Consider the following 18,382-nt stretch of genomic DNA (forward strand, 5'->3'; position numbering starts at 1 on the left):
AATGTGTAAACCAGCTAAGACTAAAAGCGTGATATGAAGCTATTACAATGAAATAAATTTTTCAAATACTTATTTTTGGAAAATTTCCTTTTAGCGGGCTGGATCGCATTTTTCCTAGCGTCCCATCCACGATGGCCGCCGCATAGATCGGGTATACAAAACGAAATATGAAATTTTTGCGAGGCAGATCCAATATCTGATATTTCATAATTCACTAACAATGAAATAAATGTTTTCTTTGGCTCCATCTTACCCGCACATCATTACAGGAGCCGCAGCATGGCCATCGATCCCACCCGTTTCTGTATTAACCGTAAAATTGCTCCAACGCTGTCGCTGGAAGCGTTCTTCCAGCTGGTGCAGCGTCTGGGACTGAACAAAGTCGAACTGCGTAACGATATGCCGAGTGGCAGCGTCACTGATGGCCTCAGCGCCGCCGCGCTGCGCGCGCTGGCCGACAAATACCACATTGAAATCGAAACCATCAACGCGCTCTATCCGTTCAACCGCGTTGATGACGCGCTGCTGGCGAAAACCGAAGCCCTGTTGCAGGAAGCGCAGCAGATCGGGGCCAAAGCGTTGGTGATGTGCCCACTGAACGAAGGGTTCGCCATCTCCCCGGAACAGACGCTGGCAGCGCTGCAAACGCTAGCGCCGCGCTTTGAACATTACGGTATTCAGGGACTGGTGGAACCGCTTGGCTTCCCGGTCAGCTCGCTGCGTTCGGCGGTGAAAACCCAGCAACTGATCCGCGATGCGCAGGTACCTTTCAAACTGCTGCTGGATACCTTCCACCATCATCTGTACGAAAACGCTGAGCTGGAGTTCCCGCAGGAGATTGATGTGAATCAGATCGGTCTGGTGCACCTGTCGGGTGTGGAAGATCGCCGCCCGACGGCGCAGCTCACCGATGAAGAGCGCATCATGCTGAGTGATAACGATGTCCTGAACAGCGTGGCGCAGGTGAAGCGTCTGGAGCGACTGGGCTACAAAGGCATCTATGCCTTTGAACCCTTCTCTTCCGAGCTTGAGAAGTGGAGCGCGCAAGACATCGAACGTGAAATCCGCGCCAGTATCGAATTGCTACAAGCCTGACCGAAACGAACCCTTATCTGTGTCTCTGACACAACTTTGTAGTGATTGGCCTCGGTCGGAGGCCTCTTTTTAATTCTCTTTGATTTCAATGGGCGGGCTGGCGGGCTGACGTCGGCTCATGCGCAGCGTACATACCAGCGCCAGACACACCAGTAGCGCAGTGAGGAAGTAGACCAGCGGCACTCCCGCGAAGCTCATAATAAAACCGGCAATCGGGCCGGTGATCCCCAACGACAAATCCATAAACGCGGTATAGGTGGCGAGCGCGCTGCCCTGATTCTGCTGCGGCACCACTTTAACCGCCACCACGCCAATCGCCGGGAAGACTAACGAGAAGCCTGCGCCGGTAAAGAACGCGCCAACCTTTGCCATCCAGGGATCAAACGACGCCGCAACCAGGAACAGGCCCACCGCCTCCACCGCAAAGCAGATGCTGGCAACCCGTAGGCCGCCGAGGCGGTTGATGGCATTCGGGAACAACAAACGGGTGCCGACAAAGGCAGCGCTGAATAGCGTCAGGGCAAATGCCGCGCCATCCCAGCCTTTATCTTTATAGAACAAGGTAATAAAGGTAGCGATCACCCCGAAGCCCGCCGATCCCATCGCCAGGATCAGGCCAAAACCGTAAATCTTGCCCAGGACATCACGGAATGGCAGCGGTTTGGCTTTGCTGCCTTTCACCGGCGCACGCGGTAACGCCAGCGCAATCGCCAGTACACAGATGGCGATGATCACCCCGGAGAGCAGCAACAGCCCGCCGCTGTGGAAAATCACCACGCCAAGCGGTGCCCCAATCGCCATTGCCCCATAGGTGACAATGCCGTTCCATGAGATCACCCGACCAATATGCAATGAGCCAACCCGTGCCACGCCCCACAGCGAGGTGCCGGTGCCGGAGAAACTCTGGCCGATACCAAGAATCACCCTGCCCAGGCACAGCAACCCAAGACTGAGCACCGTCCAGCTTTCGGTCAAGGCCGAAAGAAGAATACATAACCCGCTGATAAAACAGCCGAACAGGCCGATCACCACCACTTTTTTCGGTCCCCACTGGTCGGCATAGCGTCCGGCATGGGGGCGGCTCAGCAGCGTGGCGAGATATTGCAGGCTAATCACCAGTCCGGCCCAGAAGGCACTATAGCCGAGGCCGTCATGGACAAAGCCAGGCAGCACCGCCAATGGCAAACCAATGGTGAGATAGCTGGCAAAGTTGAACATCACGATGGAGAGAATCAGTAAATTCAGACGGAAAGGCGTTAAAGCAGGTTCCGCAGCAGGCTGGTCAGGCATGAGTAATTGCGCTCGTGTTTGACGGAGTTTTTATAACAGAACCGTTACTATACGCCTTTTATGCCCCGGCGCATCATAGCCTCTGATGATATTTGGTCATCATTCCGTCATATCTCCACCGTAGACTCGCCGCCAGTGAAATCCCAAAGAGGATAACAATCTGATGCCGCTCCTGATAAACCATCGGGTGCGCGTGGCGTGCTGCAGCTTCCTGTTGTTAGCGGGAGGTGGTCAATGACGCGTGTCGCGCAACCCATCGAACTGAAAAACCTGAGCTGGTCAGCGGGTAACCTGACCATTCTGCACGATCTCTCCCTGACCATTCCGGCCGGACAAACGCTGGCGCTGCTCGGCCCTTCTGGCTGTGGCAAAAGTACGCTGCTGAAACTGCTGGCGGGTTTGCTGCAACCCACGTCCGGCGAAATCTGGCTGGGCGACCAGTGCGTCGCCTCCGCCACCCACTGCGCAGCGCCGGAAGCGCGCAACCTCGGCATGGTGTTTCAGGATTACGCGCTGTGGCCGCATATGAGCGTGGCGCAGAACGTGGCCTTTCCGTTGCGTATGCGCGGGGTAAAAAAAGCAACGGCGCTGGAGCAGGCACAAGCCGCGCTGACGCAGGTGGAACTGAGCGGATTTGGCGATCGTAAACCCGCGATGTTGTCGGGCGGTCAGCAGCAACGCGTCGCGTTAGCGCGTGCGCTGGTCGCACAACCGGCGATTCTGCTGTTCGACGAACCCTTATCCAATCTCGACCGCGAACTGCGTGAAACCCTCGCACAACATATGGCGCAGTTGCTGCGCGCCGCCGGGATCACCGCCGTATACGTCACCCATGACCGCGAGGAGGCCAATACCCTCGCCGACCGCATTATCCATCTGGCGCAGGGCCAGATGGTTTCAGTCACTGACCTCTCAGGGGAAAACCATGCCATCTCTCAAGTCTGTTAAAACAGGAGCCATCAGCGCGATGATTTTGACTTCCGCCATGATGATGAACGATGCCGAGGCACTGACGGTGTACACCGCCGGGCCGGGATCGCTGGCAAAAAGCCTCGCCGCCGGGTTTGAAAAACAAACCGGGGTCAAGGTGAATATATTCCAGGCCACCACCGGCAAGGTGATGGCGCGCCTGGAAGCCGAACAGGCAAATCCGCAGGCCGATGTGCTGATCTCCGCCTCCTGGGATACCGCCGAAGACCTGCAACAACGTGGTTGGTTGCTGCCTTACCAAAGCCCCAACGCGGCCAACGTCCCGGCGGCGTTTAAAACCGATGCTTACGTGGCACAAGGCATTTCCGCGCTCGGTATCGTCTGGAACACCAATAGCCATACCCCGGAACCGAAAACCTGGCAGGACCTCACCGGCCCGGCATTTAAAGATCAGGTCACTACACCCGATCCAGCGCTGTCCGGGGCGTCCCTCGATCTGTTAATCGGTTTGCAGAACGGCGAAGGTGAAAAAGCCTGGCAGTTGTTTGATCAACTCAAAGCCAACGGTATGGTGATCAGCGGCCCGAACGCCCAGGCGGTGACGCCGGTGTTGCAGGGTGCGAAGGCGGCGGTATTTGGTGCGGTGGATTACGTGACCTACAACAACATCGCGCAAGGTGAGGCGGTGAAAGTGATTTTCCCGGAAAACGGCACGGTGGTCGCGCCGCGTCCGATGATGATCCTGAAAACCAGCCAACATGCTGCGGATGCCAAAGCCTTTATCGATTATGTGTTGTCGGATGAGGGCCAGCAGCAAGTGGCGAAGGCCTGGCTGATGCCAGCGCGTACCGATATCAAGGCACAACGCCCGCTGATCACCGAGATTAAACTGTTGCCGGTGAATCAGGAGGGGGGCAGCGAACGCGCGGCGGTGCTGAAACGCTTTGCCACGCTGTTCGGGCAATAAGTCATGGCGCGTGCCCTGTTTAACGGTTTGATCCTGCTGGCGTTGCTGGTGCTGGTGGCGCTGCCGCTGCTGTTTATCGTGCTCCAGGCGCTGTTTCCGCATCTGAGCGAGGGAGAGTGGCGTGGCGCTTTCAGCGCGCTGCCGACCCTGCTGGAGGACCCGCAGTTAGTCCCGATGTGGCTGGGTACGCTGAAAATTGGCCTGGGAGTGGCACTCGGCAGCCTGCTGCTCGGGCTACCCCTTGGCGCGCTGCGTGGGCTGTTTCGCCTGCCCGGCGCGGCGCTGTGGGATCTGTTGTTTCTTATCCCCTTCCTGACGCCACCTTACATCGTCGCGCTGGCCTGGACGCTGGCGCTGCAACGCAATGGTTACGTTGCCCAGCTCACCGGGCTGAATTTTGACAGCCTGCTGTTCAGCAGCAGCGGCATGATGCTGGTGATGACGCTGAATATCTTTCCGGTGGTTTACTTCGCGGTGTCGCGTGCGCTGATGACAAGTGGGCAGCGTCTGGCCTGGGTGGCGCGGGTGCATGGCGCTTCCGCATGGCGTGCTTTCTGGCAAATCACCCTGCCCCTGACCTTACCGGCGTTGGCGGGTGGTGTGCTGCTGGCGTTTACCCTGGCAATTGAGGAGTACGGCGTCCCGGCGGCGCTCGGTGCACGCGCTGGATTAACCTTGATGACGGTGGGCATTGAACAGAAGCTGGCCGACTGGCCCATCGATTTGCCAGGGGCCGCCTCGTTGTCGCTGATGTTAAGCCTGGTGGCGCTGCTGGCGTGGTTTTGCCAGCGCAAACTGACCGGCAGCAGCGATGTCACGGCAGTGAGCGGCAAACCGGTGTCACAGGACGCCGCCGATCCTGGTGGCTGGCAATGGCCAATGCTGCTGTTGTTCACCGGGACCACGTTGCTGGCAGTAGCGTTACCGCTGGGGGCCATGACGCTCAGCGGCCTGTTAAATACCTTGTCCGGCGGCATTCATACCAGCAACCTGACGCTGCGCCATTTCGCCGCGCTGTTCAGCCAGCAGGGGGATGCGCTGACAGCCTTCTCCACCAGCATCGGGCTGGCGCTGGGGGCGGCGTTGCTGACCGGGCTTCTTGGCTTTCTCATCGCCTGGCGCGTTGCCGAGGGCAAAACCCGTCTGCTGGCGCTGATGGATGGTCTGGCGCTGCTACCGGCGGCCATGCCGGGGGTGGTGATTGGCGTGGGGTTGATTCTGCTGTGGAATCGCGGTTTCTGGCCAGTTTCACCTTACAACACGCTGGCGATTTTGCTGCTTTCCTATAGCTGCCTGCTGCTGCCGTGGCCGGTGCGCTATGTCAGCAGCGCCCTGCGCCAGCTTGGCCCAACGCTGGAACCCGCCGCCCGCGTGCATGGGGCGACGCGTATCCAGGCACTGCGTTTGATTGTGTTACCGCTGGTGGCACCGAGCCTGCTGGCGGCCATGATGATGGTGTTTGCCGTCGCCTCGCGCGAACTGGTGACTTCACTGATTCTGGCTCCGGCAGGCACGCAAACCGTAGCGATATTTATCTGGCGGCAGTTTGAGCAAGGCTCCGTCGGACAGGGCATGGCAATGGCCACCCTGACGCTGCTCGCCAGCCTCAGCCTGATGCTCGCCGCGCTGGCGTTGCTGCGCAGAAAATCGGGCTAGCCTGTTTTTGCGTGATAAATCACGCCGCTACGTCAGGTAGCGGCGCCATTTATTGCGCTTTCAATCAATGCTGCCCGCCGTCAGCAAACACCCGTGTATCGGTAATCGCCTGCACATCTACCTTATTCGGCAGAATATGCAGCGTGCTGAACAGGTCAGATACCTGCTGCACCTGGGCGATATCATCCGGTGTCACCGCGCGAATACCGTGGGAGATACGCGCGGTGATTTTCCCGGCATCAGCCGGTTGCAGGCGCGTCAGTTGCGCATACACCTGGTTGTATTCTTGCGGGTGCGCCAGCGCCCACTCACGCGCCTGTGCCAGACGATGGGTGAAATCGGCGATCGCCGCGCGCTTCAATGGATCATCGAGCGAGCGTTGTGTCGCGGTGACAAAGGAGAGTGCCGTGGTCAGCCCTTTGCCATCACGCAGCAGGCGTGCGCCATGCTGCTCCGCAATACCTAAATAGGGATCAAAGGTGGCCCAGGCGCTAATCTGCCCTGAGTTAAACGCCGCGCTGGCATCGGTTGGCAGCACAAAACGCACCGGTACGGCATCCCGTTGCACATTTGCTTCCTGCAAAGCCTGATACAACAGATGCTGTGAGATGCTGCCGCGCGCAGATGAAACCACCACCTCTTTACCCACCAAATCCTTAACGCTGTGGATTGGGGAATCCGCCGGGACAATCAGCCCGTTGGAGCCGCCGTCACCGACGTTGGTGGCGATGATTTTCAGCGGAACACCGCCAGATGCCGCCATCAGCACCGGTAAATCACCGGCGTAGGAGGTGTCCACGGCCCCGGCGCGTTGCGCTTCAAACAACGGTGCCGCCCCCTGAAAATTCGCCCAACGGTACTGATAAGGCGCATCTTTCATCACTCCAGCCGCTTCAACCAGCGAGCGCAGGTTTCGCGCCTGATCGCCCAGCACCAGCGTGACGTGACTTAAATCAGGCGCAGCCTGACTGCCAAACGCCGCGCACAACAGCAGCGCAGCAACAACGGGTTTCAGCCATTTCATCGGTGAGACTCTCAGAGGGCATTGCGGTTGAGCTGACGGATGTAGGCATCCCAGTGCAGCAGATATTTTTGGTTGCGGATGCTGTTATCAAATGCCTGCGCGGCTTTCTCCGCCACCGCATCCGGCAGGATAATCAGTTCAGCACCGCCCGCTTGTGCCGCCAGCTGTGCCTGACAGGCGCGTTCGAGATAATAGAGGTTATAAAAAGCCTCTTCGATGCCGCCGCCGCTGGTGAGCAGGCCATGATTGCGCAAAATCAACGCGTTACGCGTGCCAAGATCGGCCACGATACGTTGCTGCTCATCCAGATCCAGCGCGATACCTTCGTAATCGTGATAGCCAAGGCGCTGATGGAAGCGGGTGCTGTGCTGCGAAATCATCAACAGCCCGCGCTTCTGTGCCGACACCCCAATGCCCGCGGCGGTATGGGTATGCAGCACCGCATGCGCATCCGGGCGGGCGCGATGGATCGCGCTGTGAATCACAAATCCGGCCGGGTTAATACCCAGTCCGGTCGGATCATCAATGATGTTGCCATCGATGTCGATCTTCACCAGCGTCTCCGGCTGGATTTCATCGAAGGTCTGCCCGTAAGCATTAATCAGGAAATGCGGTTTTTCGCCGGGTACGCGCAGTGAGAAATGGGTGTAAATATGATCCGTCCAACGCAGCTTTGCCGCCAGATGATAAGCCTGCGCCAGTTTGACGCGTGCCTGCCATTCTCCCTCGCTAATGCGCTGCCGTAATGCGCTGATATCCAGGATTGCCGTACTCATTTTCTGCTCCTTTGCCGGGTCGGTTTGCCTGCAAATCATCCTGACACAGCGCTTTTCACCCTGGGAAATGCCAATAACGGCAAAACAATGTCAATAAACGCAAAGCGGAGTCGATAATTGACCTGGGTCAGTTTGGTTGAAAATCAAAACGCTAACATGCACGGCCCCGGGAAGTGCTATGCTGCTGAAGCCGCAGCTTATCGCCCTTTCCGCTGCTTAAACCTGACGAGGGATGCCTGGTGCCACCGCAGAGACGAAACCGCGATTTTGGTTGGCTGTTGATTGTTTGTGCCGGGCTGCTGCCGCTGGTGCTTGGCATCCTCTGCACGGCCATTGAAGCACGCCACACCGTGCATCAGCAGCAAATCACCACCGCTAACTCCCTACTGGCTCAGGCAGAAAGAATGAGCGACAGCGCCTGGGACATGATCACCGAGTTGCGCCAGTTCCACTATCAACCCTGTTCGGCGATTGAAGACAAGCTGCAACGTGATGGTAACCTGAACGCCTATTTTCGCTCCATCGGCAAGCTGGAGGGCGATAACGTGACCTGCTCCTCGGCATACGGGATGAATCCCGGCCCCCTGAGCGAAATGATGCTGCGTCACCCCCCCGTAACCGGCAAAGCCTGGTGGAGTATCTCGATCCGTGGGACATTTGGCGTGCCAGACCGCCCGGCAGTGATCTTTGTGCGGCAACTGCCTGATGGTGAAGGCTTTTGGGCGGTGATTGATGGTCAGTATTTGATGGATTTTATGCGCGCATTGGGCGAGTCGCGTGGCTATCGCATGACCATGCGGTTTAATGACGGCGCCCCCATCACCAGCGGGCCGGCGGAGCAGTTGCCGGAAACCTACCTGAAAAGTGAACCCTGGCGGGCTGAATCCAGCCGCTATCCCATCAGCGTCGAAGTGGTGGTCCCTCCCAGCGAACTGTTGAAGGCGTGGCAGCAGGCGTTGTTTATTTTCCTGCCGATGGCGGCAATTTTTTCCATTTTGCTGATGATCCTCACCGCCAACTGGCTGCGTCGTCGTATCTCCTGGCGGGATGAAATTCGTCGCGCGATGCGCAACCGCCAGTTTTCGGTCCATTATCAGCCGGTCTACAGCATGGCCGCGCAGCGCTGCAACGGTGTCGAAGCGTTGCTACGCTGGCGTTTGCCAAACGGCGATACCATCCGGCCTGACATTTTTATCAGCGCAGCAGAACAGGAAGGCATGATTGTGCCGCTGACGCGTCATTTGCTGGAGCTGATGGCGGAAGACATTCAGAGCTGGCAAGTGGAACCGGGGTTCCATATCGGGTTGAACCTGGCGGCAGAACATTTGCAACACCCGGAGTTTGTCGCAGATATCCAGCTGTTCGCCAGACGCGTGCAGAACAAAAAATTGCAGATAACTCTGGAGCTGACCGAGCGCAGTTTGATTCACGACGGTGAGGATGTGGCGCGTAAGTTGCGATTGCTACAGTCGCAAGGGATGAAGGTGGCAATCGACGATTTCGGTACTGGTCACTGCTCGCTCAGCTATCTGCAAACTTTTCCACTCGATTATCTGAAAATTGATCGCGGCTTTATCAACGCGATTGAACGGCTGGATGGCGAAACCCCGGTACTGGACGCGATTATCAATCTGGCGCACAAGTTGCAGCTTGAGGTGCTCGGCGAAGGCGTTGAAACCTCGTTACAATTCCAGTACCTGCAACAGCGTGGTGTGGTATTTATTCAGGGCTATTATTACGCCTGGCCAATGGATAATGACCGGCTGCGCGCATGGCTCAACGAGCAGGGGCAGCAGCCGCTACTTGCTGAGGAATCCCATGAGTCTGAACTGCATCATTCTTGATGATTACCAGAATGTCGCCCTGACGCTTGCCGACTGGGCTACGCTGGAACCCCTGGTCCACACTACCGCCCTCACCACCCACATCGACGATCTCGACACGCTGGTCAGCCAAATTGAGCACGCCGATATTCTGGTGGTGATGCGTGAACGTACCCCGCTCAGCGCTGAGCTGATTGGCCGCCTGCCTAAACTGAAGCTGGTGGTCACATCCGGCATGCGGAACGCCTCTATCGATCTCGATGCCTGCCGCGAACGTTATATCGCGGTATGCGGCACTGGCAGCAGCAGCGCACCGCCGCTGGAGCTGACCTGGGGACTCGTGCTGGGGCTGGCGCGTCATCTCGTCAGCGAAAATCAGGCGCTACGCAGCAATGGCCCGTGGCAGCAAACGCTGGGCATCGGATTGCAGGGCAAAACCCTGGGATTGATTGGGCTGGGGAAAATTGGCGGCGAGATGGCGAAGGTGGCACAGGCATTTGGTATGCGAGTATGCGCCTGGAGCCAGAATCTGACCGCAGAGCGCGCGGCTGCCTGTGGGGCAGAAAAGATGAGCACGCTGCCCGCCTTGTTGCAGGCGAGTGATGTCGTCTCACTTCATCTGGTACTGAGCGATCGCACCCGCCATCTGCTGGATGCCGACGCGCTGGCGCAGATGAAAGCGGGCGCGTTGCTGATCAATACTTCGCGTGCTGGCCTGGTCGATCAGGCGGCAATGATCGCCGCCTTGCAAAGCGGGCAACTGGCGGGTGCCGGGCTGGATGTGTTTGATCAGGAACCGCTGCCAGCCGACCATCCGTTGCGCCAGTTACCAAACGTCTTCGCCACACCACACCTGGGTTACGTGGCCGATAATAACTACCACACCTACTTCACCGAAGCCGTAGAAAATATCAATGGTTGGTTAAAAGGCGCACCGCTGCGGTCCCTGCTGTAAACCTGCGTTTTACGCCCATTCATAGCCATAGTTTCAGCCACAAACTCGCTGGTTTTTGGCTGAAACATGACAAATATCACACAAAAACGGTATACTCTGTCGCGGGATGCAATAATTGCCAGCGTAATTATTGCTGTAGCAAGCCGGAGAAACGCACTTTTTACGGCTATGCTTTAATTTTCTCAACGCCGCGGACTGACTGCTGTAACCCGGTCCGCGCCGTTGAGGACTTTCTGATTCCAGGACAGGGTAACCTCATGAAAATTCGTAGGAAACGTGTAAAACCGATCGGGCTGGATGATGTCACCATCATCGACGATAGCCGTTTACGTAAGGCCATCACCGCGGCATCTCTGGGTAACGCGATGGAATGGTTCGATTTTGGTGTGTATGGCTTCGTGGCGTATGCGCTGGGTAAGGTGTTTTTCCCGGACGCGACGCCCGGTATTCAGATGATCGCCGCGCTGGCGACCTTCTCCGTCCCCTTTCTGATCCGTCCGCTGGGTGGCCTGTTCTTCGGCATGCTGGGGGATAAATACGGTCGTCAGAAAATTCTCTCGATCACCATAGTCATTATGTCGATCAGTACCTTCTGTATCGGCCTGATACCTTCGTATGCGTCTATCGGCATCTGGGCGCCGGTGTTACTGCTGCTCGCCAAAATGGCGCAGGGCTTCTCGGTGGGCGGTGAATATACCGGCGCGTCGATCTTCGTCGCCGAATACTCGCCGGACCGTAAGCGTGGCTTTATGGGAAGCTGGCTGGATTTCGGCTCCATCGCCGGTTTCGTGCTGGGTGCCGGTCTGGTAGTACTGATCTCCACCATTATCGGCGAAGACCGCTTTCTGGAGTGGGGCTGGCGTCTGCCGTTCTTCCTCGCGCTGCCATTAGGCATCATCGGGCTGTATCTGCGCCATGCGTTGGAAGAGACTCCGGCCTTCCAGCAGCATGTGGACAAGCTGGAACAGGGCGATCGTGAAGGTTTGCGTGACGGCCCGAAAGTCTCGTTTAAAGAGATCGCCAGCAAACACTGGAAAAGCCTGCTGGCTTGCGTAGGTCTGGTGATTGCCACCAACGTGACCTATTACATGCTGCTGACCTATATGCCGAGCTACCTGTCGCATAACCTGCACTACTCGGAAGATCACGGTGTGCTGATTATCATCGCCATTATGATCGGGATGCTGTTTGTCCAGCCGGTGATGGGGATGCTGAGTGACCGTTTTGGCCGCCGCCCGTTTGTCATTATTGGTAGCATCGCGCTGTTCATCTGCTCCATTCCGGCGTTTATGCTGATTAACAGCGGCGTGATTGGGCTGATTTTTGCCGGTCTGCTGCTGCTGGCGGTGATCCTGAACGCCTTTACCGGTGTGATGGCCTCCTCGCTGCCCGCGATGTTCCCGACCCATATCCGCTACAGCGCACTCGCCAGTGCCTTCAACATTTCGGTGCTGATTGCCGGTCTGACGCCGACCGCCGCCGCCTGGCTGGTGGAGTCCACCAACAATCTCTACATGCCGGCTTATTATTTGATGGTGATTGCGGTGATTGGTTTGGTCACCGGCCTGTATATGAAAGAGACGGCGAATAAACCGTTGATTGGCGCAACGCCTGCGGCATCTGACATTGAAGAAGCGCGTGAAATCCTCCAGGAACATCACGACAACATCGAGCAGAAAATCGAAGATATCGATGCCGAGATCGCGAAACTGGAAGCGAAGCGTAAAAACCTGGTGCAGCAGCACCCGGATATCAACGAGTAATTCTCCCTCCACTCCCGCTTCGGCGGGAGTTTTCATTTGCTGCGCAGCACACAAACCTTCATCCACCGCCGTGAAAAGGAGTAGACTGGCGCTACTTTTTTCACCTGTAAGTAAGAATGAGCATGTCTGATTTTTCTCTTATCCAGCGTCCAAGAAGGCTGCGTAAAAGCGCCGCGATGCGTGAAATGTTCCAGGAAACCAGCCTGAGCCTCAGCGATTTGGCGCTGCCCATCTTCGTTGAAGAAGGGGTGGATGATTACAAACCCATTACCGCCATGCCAGGCGTGATGCGTATTCCCGAAAAACGTCTGGCGTATGAAATCGAGCGTATTGCCAAAGCGGGTATCCGTTCGGTGATGACCTTTGGTATTTCGCACCATACCGATGCCACCGGCAGCGATGCATGGAACGAAAACGGCCTGGTGGCGCGTATGTCGCGCATCTGCAAAGACACCGTGCCAGAGATGATCGTCATGTCTGACACCTGTTTCTGCGAATACACCAGCCACGGCCACTGCGGCGTGCTGTGCGACCACGGCGTCGATAACGACGCCACCCTGATTAACCTCGGCAAGCAGGCAGTGGTTGCCGCGCAGGCCGGTGCTGATTTTATTGCGCCGTCAGCGGCAATGGATGGTCAGGTTAAAGCGATTCGTCAGGCGCTCGACGCCGCCGGATTTACCGATACCGCCATCATGTCTTACTCCACCAAATTCGCGTCTTCGTTCTACGGTCCGTTCCGTGAAGCGGCGGGTACGGCGCTGAAAGGCGATCGAAAAACTTATCAGATGAATCCGATGAACCGCCGTGAAGCGATTCGCGAATCGCTGATTGATGAAGCGGAAGGTGCCGATTCGCTGATGGTGAAACCGGCTGGAGCCTACCTTGATATCCTGCGTGATATCCGCGAGCGTACCACGCTGCCGCTGGCTGCCTATCAGGTAAGCGGTGAGTACGCGATGATCAAATTCGCCGCGCAAGCCGGTGCCATTGATGAACGCAATGTGGTACTGGAAAGCCTTGGTGCCATTAAGCGCGCCGGGGCTGATTTGATTTTCAGCTATTTTGCCCTTGATCTTGCCGAGCAAAAAATGCTCTGATCACCGTTACGCTTATCAGCCGTTGTTTGGCGGCTGATAAGTTATTACGGCCATCTTTTGTTGTGGCACAACACCAGTTCTGTAGCACCTGCATCCTATAAGAAGAGTAACGCGATGAAAGCACCTGCGCTGCCCGCAGACGAGTCATATCGTCTGGCTCAGTTACGTGCGCTCAACATTCTGCATACCCCGGCAGAAGAGCGTTTTGACCGTCTGACTCGCCTCGCCCGTCGTCTGTTTGGCGTGCCGATTGCGCTGGTAAGCCTGCTGGAGGAGGACCATCAATGGTTCAAATCTATCGCGGGACAATCCGGTGAAACCGCGCCGCGCAATACCTCCTTTTGCGGCCATGCCATCTTACAGGATGATATGATGGTGGTGGAGAATGCGCTGGAAGACGAACGTTTCCACGATAATCCCTTAGTCACTGGCGAGAACCCAGTACGCTTCTATGCGGGTTGCCCGCTGCGTACCCCTGCCGGTGCCAAAGTCGGTACCCTGTGCATTGTCGACCACCATGCCCGTGCGTTTGATGCCGAGGATTGCCACACGCTGCGCGATCTGGCGGCGATGGCGGAAGCTGAGCTGGTGGCTTTCCAGACCGCCACCTCCGACGAGCTGACACAAATCACCAATCGCCGTGGCTTTATGACGCTGGGGCAACTGGCGTTGAACGAATGTCAGTTGAAGCAGTTGCCCGCCAGCCTGACGTTCCTCGACCTCGACCGCTTTAAAGAGATCAATGACACCCTCGGCCATCGTGAAGGCGATCGGGCGTTGATGGATTTTGCCGATGCAATGAAGGTGAGTTTCCGTCATGCGGATCTGTTCGCGCGTCTGGGCGGTGATGAATTTGTGGTGCTGTTTAACGGCCTGCAACAAGCAGATGCCGAGGGAGTGCTGGAGCGCTTTGATCGGTTGCTGCAAAAACAGACGCGCGATCTGAACCGGCGCTATCAACTACATTTTTCGTCCGGCATCGTCGAGTTTGATCCACACCACCCGTTGTCGCTGGAGCAACTGCTGGAAAGCAGCGACGAACGGATGTATGCCGCGAAAAAACTGCGTAAACAGACGCGATAAACCGCAAACAACTTGCGCGATTCATCGCGCGGTGTTGACCTTACCGCGCCAGGTCATCAATCAACGTCTGATTAAACTTCTGCGGTTCTTCCATCTGCGGTGCATGCCCCATGCCGGGGAATTCAATCAGGCGCGCGCCAGGGATCATTTTCGCCACCTGTTTACCCAGCACATTGTAATGCCCCAACTGCGCTTTCACCGCTGGCGGTGCGATATCGCTACCGATGGCGGTGGTGTCGGAGGTGCCGATCATCAGGGTGGTCGGCACTTTCAGATCTTTAAATTCGTAGTACACCGGCTGGGTAAAAATCATGTCGTAGATCAGCGCCGAGTTCCAGGCGACCTTTTTATGCCCCGGACCGCTGTTTAACCCGGCCAACATATCCACCCATTTGTCATATTCCGGCTTCCACTGGCCGACGTAATAGGTTTGCTGCTCATACTTTTTGATACCGGCGGCGTTGAGCTTCAGCTCGCGTTGATACCACTGATCCACCGAACGCCAGGGCGCGCCTTTGGCTTTCCAGTCTTCCAGACCAATCGGGTTCACCAGCACCAGTTTTTGCGTCTGCTGTGGATACATCAGCGCATAGCGCGTAGCCAGCATGCCGCCGGTCGAGTGTCCGACAATCACCGCCTTATCGACGCCCAGTTGCTGCAATAACTGATGGGTGTTCTGCGCCAGTTGCTGGAAGGTGTATTGATAATTTGCGGGTTTGCTGGAACTACAGAAACCAATCTGGTCCGGTGCCACCACGCGATAGCCCTGTTGACTCAGTGCCTTGATGGTGTCTTCCCAGGTGGCACCGCAGAAGTTTTTGCCGTGCATCAGCACCACCGTCTGCCCATTGGCATGCTGCGCGGGCTGCACATCCATATACCCCATGCTGAGCGTCTGCTGCTGGGAGGCGAAGTTAAAGTGCTGCAACGGATAAGGGTACTGGAATCCTTCCAGTTGTTCTCCATAGACGTTGGCGGCAAGCGCTGATGCGCTGCTCATCAGCATCAGCGAAGAAATCAATAACTTCACGGGAAAACGTAACGCCATCAGGACATCTCCTGTCAGATCAAAAGATCGAGTGTGGCATGTTACGCGTATCGCTGTATTGATGGGCCGTGCCATCAGTAAATTTCCCTGATGTATGGCAACCGATGTGGCGCAAAAAATCAGGTTATGGGATTTACGTTAACTAATTAGGGTTAAATCAGGATATTCCCTCAACAAATAAACAACATACAACGGTCAAATCTCACGAGTTGCGAGAATAGTCTGATAGCAGAAAAATAAACCTCAACTTCCTGATAAAACTTTACGTAACAAGGCACACGGAAAGATAAGTTAAATTACACTGTGCGCACTGACCTGGAGGTGCTATATGCAAGAGAGAAAATACAATGAAGGTGTCATTCTCGCCGTAACTGAATGGATTGTTGAAAACTTAGATCAGCGTTTAAGCATTGATGATATTGCGCAAAAATCTGGTTATTCAAAATGGTATTTGCAGAAACTTTTCGCCCGTTGCCATAATGAAACCCTGGCACGTTTTATTCGCAAAAAGAAACTGGCCGCCAGCGTTGTCGAGCTGAAAAACAGCGAAGCAACGATTATCAGCCTGGCCGTAAAATACCATTTTGAAAGCCAGCAATCTTTTACCCGTTCATTTAAACAAATGATGGGTTGTACCCCGCTTGCATGTCGTAAAAAACAATTAAGCGGCGAACGGCAACAGCAACTGACAGAATGTGAAGATCCTTGCGTCTTGTGTCGCCTGGAATCTGTCGCCAACAGCAAAGAGATGCCAGAGATTCTGCCACCACCATTGCGGTCGGGTCAGTTTCCGGTGCGCCGTATTGACTGTGTGATGCAATGAGACAAAGCGCGATAATCGCGCTTTTTTTTATCGTGTCTTTCAGGCAAAAAAAAGCCCCTTCCGGGGCTTTTCGCATTATTTGTAGACCTGGGCTACCGCGTCAAAATTATTTCCGTGTTGGCGTGCAGCCTCGACCACATAATATTTTCCACCTTTCTCATCAGCCATCTCTGACAAACGTTGATGCAGATCCATCGGCGAGCTGATGGCACCGCCAGTATCGGATACGCTAATATTTCCCAGCGACTCAAGTTTAAAGTGTTCCGCTTCCTGCGCAGAAATATTATTGGCGGCCATAACCGGTACGCTCGCACCAAGCAGCAACGCAGACAGAATATATTTTTTCATTAGCTCGTCCTCTTCAATTTTCGTGGTAATTTTCTATGGCTATTGTCTAATTAATCGCCACCCGACATTGATCTTTTTGAGCACTTATTATTCGTAGCTAAACGATTTATCGCGCCAAACCGTTTAGCCCTGTAATTCCTGACCCGGTAATAATTTTTCCGACATCAAACGGCGGCATTGAGTACGGTCCTGATGGGCTTGCTGTTGCAGTTCAGGCGACAAGCCTTGCCACACCATTTGCAGATGCTCACCGAGACCGCGCTGGAAGTGAATTTTTTGCAACGCATAGTCTGAATTGCTGCCTTCAATAATCTGCTGCATATCCTGCACCGAATTACTGCGCCCATCATGGGTTAAGGTACAAAACATGGCGATGTAATACGCCTTGTCCTCGTCACTGTAATGCGGCGTAAACCACCAGACCAAAGCGCTGATGATGATCAGCAACGGCAGGATAAATTTCAGTTTTAACATGGGGAAAATAACCAAATGGAAAAAAACGCCGCGATGTTAACAGATTCGCAGCGTTGCGGTTTAGTGCAGGATGCCACTTAGCCCGTGATAACCCATATAAAGTGCCACCAGCGCGATCAGAGTGCCGGAGAACCAGGGCGTACGGCGTGCCAGCGTATCCAACCCCTGCCAGCGCTGGGTGGCTTTTTGTATGCTTAACGCGGCAGCGGCCCCCACCCCTACCAGCGTCAGTGCCAGGCCAAGGCTGAAACACAGTACCAGCGCAGCGCCAAGGCTGAAGGCTTTCACCTGAATGCACAGCAACAGTACCGTGATGGCCGCCGGACAGGGGATCAGGCCGCCGGTTAAACCAAACAGGATAATCTGCCCGTTGGTCACTTCACGGCTGGCAAAACGCTTTTTGATATCGCTGGCATGGGCACGCTCATGCGCATCCTGAAAACTGCCATCATGCTCGCCAGGTGCGCGCTGGACCTCCCCCTGCTGCCAGGCCACATCGTAATCATGGGAATGACCAGCATGACCGAGTGACAGACGCGCATTGAAGGTATGCGGTTGTGGCACCGCCAGTGTCGATTGCAGGACACCGTCCTGTGCGGCGAAGGTAAAGATTTGCGAGAATCCCATTCCGCGCCGGGTCGCAACGCTAACCTGACTGGGCTGCCATGCCGCGCCATCCAGAGTACGCAGTTGCCAGTGGTCCTGATGCAGCGCCAGTTCAATATGGCCGTGCCCGGTGTCGATCACCTGCGCATCTGCCCGCTGCTCGTGCTGATGTTGCTTGCGCTGCTGCTCGCTTTGCCAGGTACGCCAAATCATCCAAAGCGCGGTTGCCAGAATGATAATGGCGGAGATCAGTTGGAACCAGGGTTCGGCAGTATCGGCCGTCAGCTTGCGGCTGACATACATGCCACCCAACGCGATCAGCCAGACAATCAAGGTATGCGACAGGGTTGCCGCCAGCCCCAGCATCACTGCCTGCTTAACCGTGCCGCGAATCGCCACGATAAACGCCGCCATCATGGTTTTTGAATGTCCTGGCTCCAGGCCGTGTAATGCCCCCAGCAAAATTGCACTGGGGATAAACAGCCAGGCGCTGGAGGTGCCCTGGCTGATCAGGGCGGCAAAATCAGTCATATTTTCTCTCATTGTCACGGTGCGGCAGATGCAATTGTCTGACACTGCGAATATACTATACCCCACTATAGTATTGATCAACGGATGTCA

The 18,382-nt window shown here is 55.8% G+C and carries 17 protein-coding genes; 10 read left to right on the forward strand and 7 right to left on the reverse strand.

Annotated features, from left to right (window positions below):
• Window positions 1-279 precede the first annotated feature (279 nt).
• Window positions 280-1,095: a TIM barrel protein gene (locus tag AC6I8N_RS18970; protein ID WP_497829684.1), complete on the forward strand. Its 816-nt coding sequence runs from the start codon at window positions 280-282 to the stop codon at window positions 1,093-1,095.
• 69 nt (window positions 1,096-1,164) lie between these two features.
• Here the strand turns inward: AC6I8N_RS18970 and AC6I8N_RS18975 are convergent, their stop codons facing one another.
• Window positions 1,165-2,385 carry an MFS transporter gene (locus AC6I8N_RS18975; RefSeq protein ID WP_021184884.1) on the reverse strand — a complete coding sequence of 407 codons (1,221 nt, stop codon included), beginning with the start codon at window positions 2,383-2,385 and terminating at the stop codon, window positions 1,165-1,167.
• A 234-nt stretch (window positions 2,386-2,619) separates the two neighbouring features.
• Between AC6I8N_RS18975 and AC6I8N_RS18980 the strand changes: the two genes are divergently transcribed.
• Genes AC6I8N_RS18980 through AC6I8N_RS18990 form a run of 3 tightly spaced genes read left to right on the forward strand, consistent with a single transcriptional unit; the run spans window position 2,620 to window position 5,938 of the window.
• The gene (locus AC6I8N_RS18980) at window positions 2,620-3,333 is read left to right on the forward strand and encodes an ABC transporter ATP-binding protein (protein WP_021184885.1); all 714 of its coding nucleotides are present in this window, start codon (window positions 2,620-2,622) and stop codon (window positions 3,331-3,333) included.
• Entirely contained in the window at window positions 3,311-4,282 is a 972-nt protein-coding gene (locus AC6I8N_RS18985; protein WP_208724331.1) for an ABC transporter substrate-binding protein, read from the forward strand. The genes AC6I8N_RS18980 and AC6I8N_RS18985 overlap by 23 nt, the downstream gene beginning before the upstream one ends.
• A 3-nt stretch (window positions 4,283-4,285) precedes the next feature.
• The gene (locus tag AC6I8N_RS18990) at window positions 4,286-5,938 is read left to right on the forward strand and encodes an ABC transporter permease (RefSeq protein ID WP_497829685.1); all 1,653 of its coding nucleotides are present in this window, start codon (window positions 4,286-4,288) and stop codon (window positions 5,936-5,938) included.
• A gap of 64 nt (window positions 5,939-6,002) precedes the next feature.
• Here AC6I8N_RS18990 and AC6I8N_RS18995 read toward each other — a convergent pair whose 3' ends face one another.
• Window positions 6,003-6,962 (reverse strand): ABC transporter substrate-binding protein, encoded by a 960-nt coding sequence (locus AC6I8N_RS18995; protein ID WP_497829686.1) that lies wholly within the window; start codon window positions 6,960-6,962, stop codon window positions 6,003-6,005.
• A gap of 11 nt (window positions 6,963-6,973) precedes the next feature.
• Entirely contained in the window at window positions 6,974-7,738 is a 765-nt protein-coding gene (locus tag AC6I8N_RS19000; RefSeq protein ID WP_497829687.1) for a class II aldolase/adducin family protein, read from the reverse strand.
• Window positions 7,739-7,977: 239 nt separating this feature from the next.
• Here AC6I8N_RS19000 and AC6I8N_RS19005 point away from each other — a divergent pair, with 239 nt between their 5' ends.
• The 5 genes from AC6I8N_RS19005 (at window position 7,978) to AC6I8N_RS19025 (ending at window position 14,462) form a co-directional block, all read left to right on the forward strand.
• Window positions 7,978-9,582 carry an EAL domain-containing protein gene (locus AC6I8N_RS19005; RefSeq protein ID WP_497829688.1) on the forward strand — a complete coding sequence of 535 codons (1,605 nt, stop codon included), beginning with the start codon at window positions 7,978-7,980 and terminating at the stop codon, window positions 9,580-9,582.
• Complete coding sequence (locus tag AC6I8N_RS19010; protein ID WP_497829689.1) at window positions 9,557-10,516, forward strand: D-2-hydroxyacid dehydrogenase family protein; 960 nt, start codon at window positions 9,557-9,559, stop codon at window positions 10,514-10,516. The genes AC6I8N_RS19005 and AC6I8N_RS19010 overlap by 26 nt, the downstream gene beginning before the upstream one ends.
• A 257-nt stretch (window positions 10,517-10,773) precedes the next feature.
• Complete coding sequence (proP, locus tag AC6I8N_RS19015) at window positions 10,774-12,279, forward strand: glycine betaine/L-proline transporter ProP (protein WP_021184892.1); 1,506 nt, start codon at window positions 10,774-10,776, stop codon at window positions 12,277-12,279.
• Window positions 12,280-12,401: 122 nt separating this feature from the next.
• Entirely contained in the window at window positions 12,402-13,379 is a 978-nt protein-coding gene (gene hemB, locus AC6I8N_RS19020; RefSeq protein WP_021184893.1) for a porphobilinogen synthase, read from the forward strand.
• 114 nt (window positions 13,380-13,493) lie between these two features.
• A complete protein-coding gene (locus AC6I8N_RS19025; RefSeq protein WP_497829690.1) occupies window positions 13,494-14,462 on the forward strand; it encodes a GGDEF domain-containing protein in 969 nt (322 codons plus the stop codon).
• A gap of 40 nt (window positions 14,463-14,502) precedes the next feature.
• On the opposite strand, the gene AC6I8N_RS19030 is transcribed toward AC6I8N_RS19025, so the two are convergent.
• Window positions 14,503-15,510, reverse strand: coding sequence for an alpha/beta fold hydrolase (locus AC6I8N_RS19030; protein WP_497829691.1), 1,008 nt, complete (start codon window positions 15,508-15,510; stop codon window positions 14,503-14,505).
• 328 nt (window positions 15,511-15,838) lie between these two features.
• Between AC6I8N_RS19030 and AC6I8N_RS19035 the strand changes: the two genes are divergently transcribed.
• Window positions 15,839-16,333, forward strand: coding sequence for a helix-turn-helix domain-containing protein (locus AC6I8N_RS19035; protein WP_497829692.1), 495 nt, complete (start codon window positions 15,839-15,841; stop codon window positions 16,331-16,333).
• A 75-nt stretch (window positions 16,334-16,408) separates the two neighbouring features.
• Here AC6I8N_RS19035 and AC6I8N_RS19040 read toward each other — a convergent pair whose 3' ends face one another.
• The 3 genes from AC6I8N_RS19040 to AC6I8N_RS19050 all read right to left on the reverse strand — a co-directional run bounded on the left by AC6I8N_RS19040 (window position 16,409) and on the right by AC6I8N_RS19050 (window position 18,292).
• Window positions 16,409-16,681: a YdgH/BhsA/McbA family protein gene (locus tag AC6I8N_RS19040; protein WP_021184897.1), complete on the reverse strand. Its 273-nt coding sequence runs from the start codon at window positions 16,679-16,681 to the stop codon at window positions 16,409-16,411.
• 123 nt (window positions 16,682-16,804) lie between these two features.
• A complete protein-coding gene (locus tag AC6I8N_RS19045) occupies window positions 16,805-17,155 on the reverse strand; it encodes a hypothetical protein (RefSeq protein WP_021184898.1) in 351 nt (116 codons plus the stop codon).
• A gap of 60 nt (window positions 17,156-17,215) precedes the next feature.
• Window positions 17,216-18,292, reverse strand: coding sequence for a nickel/cobalt efflux transporter (locus AC6I8N_RS19050; RefSeq protein WP_497829693.1), 1,077 nt, complete (start codon window positions 18,290-18,292; stop codon window positions 17,216-17,218).
• Window positions 18,293-18,382 lie beyond the last annotated feature (90 nt).

The sequence above is a fragment of the Pantoea sp. X-Soil-TKNS-1279 genome (assembly GCF_059730565.1).

Bases quoted from the DNA above. Each gene is read 5' to 3' on its own strand.
- AC6I8N_RS18995 (WP_497829686.1), bottom strand. From the start codon at position 6,962: ATGAAATGGCTGAAACCCGTTGTTGCTGCGCTGCTGTTGTGCGCGGCG.
- AC6I8N_RS18990 (WP_497829685.1), top strand. From the start codon at position 4,286: ATGGCGCGTGCCCTGTTTAACGGTTTGATCCTGCTGGCGTTGCTGGTG.
- AC6I8N_RS19045 (WP_021184898.1), bottom strand. From the start codon at position 17,155: ATGTTAAAACTGAAATTTATCCTGCCGTTGCTGATCATCATCAGCGCT.
- AC6I8N_RS19050 (WP_497829693.1), bottom strand. From the start codon at position 18,292: ATGACTGATTTTGCCGCCCTGATCAGCCAGGGCACCTCCAGCGCCTGG.
- AC6I8N_RS19040 (WP_021184897.1), bottom strand. From the start codon at position 16,681: ATGAAAAAATATATTCTGTCTGCGTTGCTGCTTGGTGCGAGCGTACCG.
- proP (WP_021184892.1), top strand. From the start codon at position 10,774: ATGAAAATTCGTAGGAAACGTGTAAAACCGATCGGGCTGGATGATGTC.
- AC6I8N_RS19025 (WP_497829690.1), top strand. From the start codon at position 13,494: ATGAAAGCACCTGCGCTGCCCGCAGACGAGTCATATCGTCTGGCTCAG.
- AC6I8N_RS18975 (WP_021184884.1), bottom strand. From the start codon at position 2,385: ATGCCTGACCAGCCTGCTGCGGAACCTGCTTTAACGCCTTTCCGTCTG.
- AC6I8N_RS18980 (WP_021184885.1), top strand. From the start codon at position 2,620: ATGACGCGTGTCGCGCAACCCATCGAACTGAAAAACCTGAGCTGGTCA.
- hemB (WP_021184893.1), top strand. From the start codon at position 12,402: ATGTCTGATTTTTCTCTTATCCAGCGTCCAAGAAGGCTGCGTAAAAGC.
- AC6I8N_RS19000 (WP_497829687.1), bottom strand. From the start codon at position 7,738: ATGAGTACGGCAATCCTGGATATCAGCGCATTACGGCAGCGCATTAGC.
- AC6I8N_RS19035 (WP_497829692.1), top strand. From the start codon at position 15,839: ATGCAAGAGAGAAAATACAATGAAGGTGTCATTCTCGCCGTAACTGAA.
- AC6I8N_RS18985 (WP_208724331.1), top strand. From the start codon at position 3,311: ATGCCATCTCTCAAGTCTGTTAAAACAGGAGCCATCAGCGCGATGATT.
- AC6I8N_RS19030 (WP_497829691.1), bottom strand. From the start codon at position 15,510: ATGGCGTTACGTTTTCCCGTGAAGTTATTGATTTCTTCGCTGATGCTG.
- AC6I8N_RS19010 (WP_497829689.1), top strand. From the start codon at position 9,557: ATGAGTCTGAACTGCATCATTCTTGATGATTACCAGAATGTCGCCCTG.
- AC6I8N_RS18970 (WP_497829684.1), top strand. From the start codon at position 280: ATGGCCATCGATCCCACCCGTTTCTGTATTAACCGTAAAATTGCTCCA.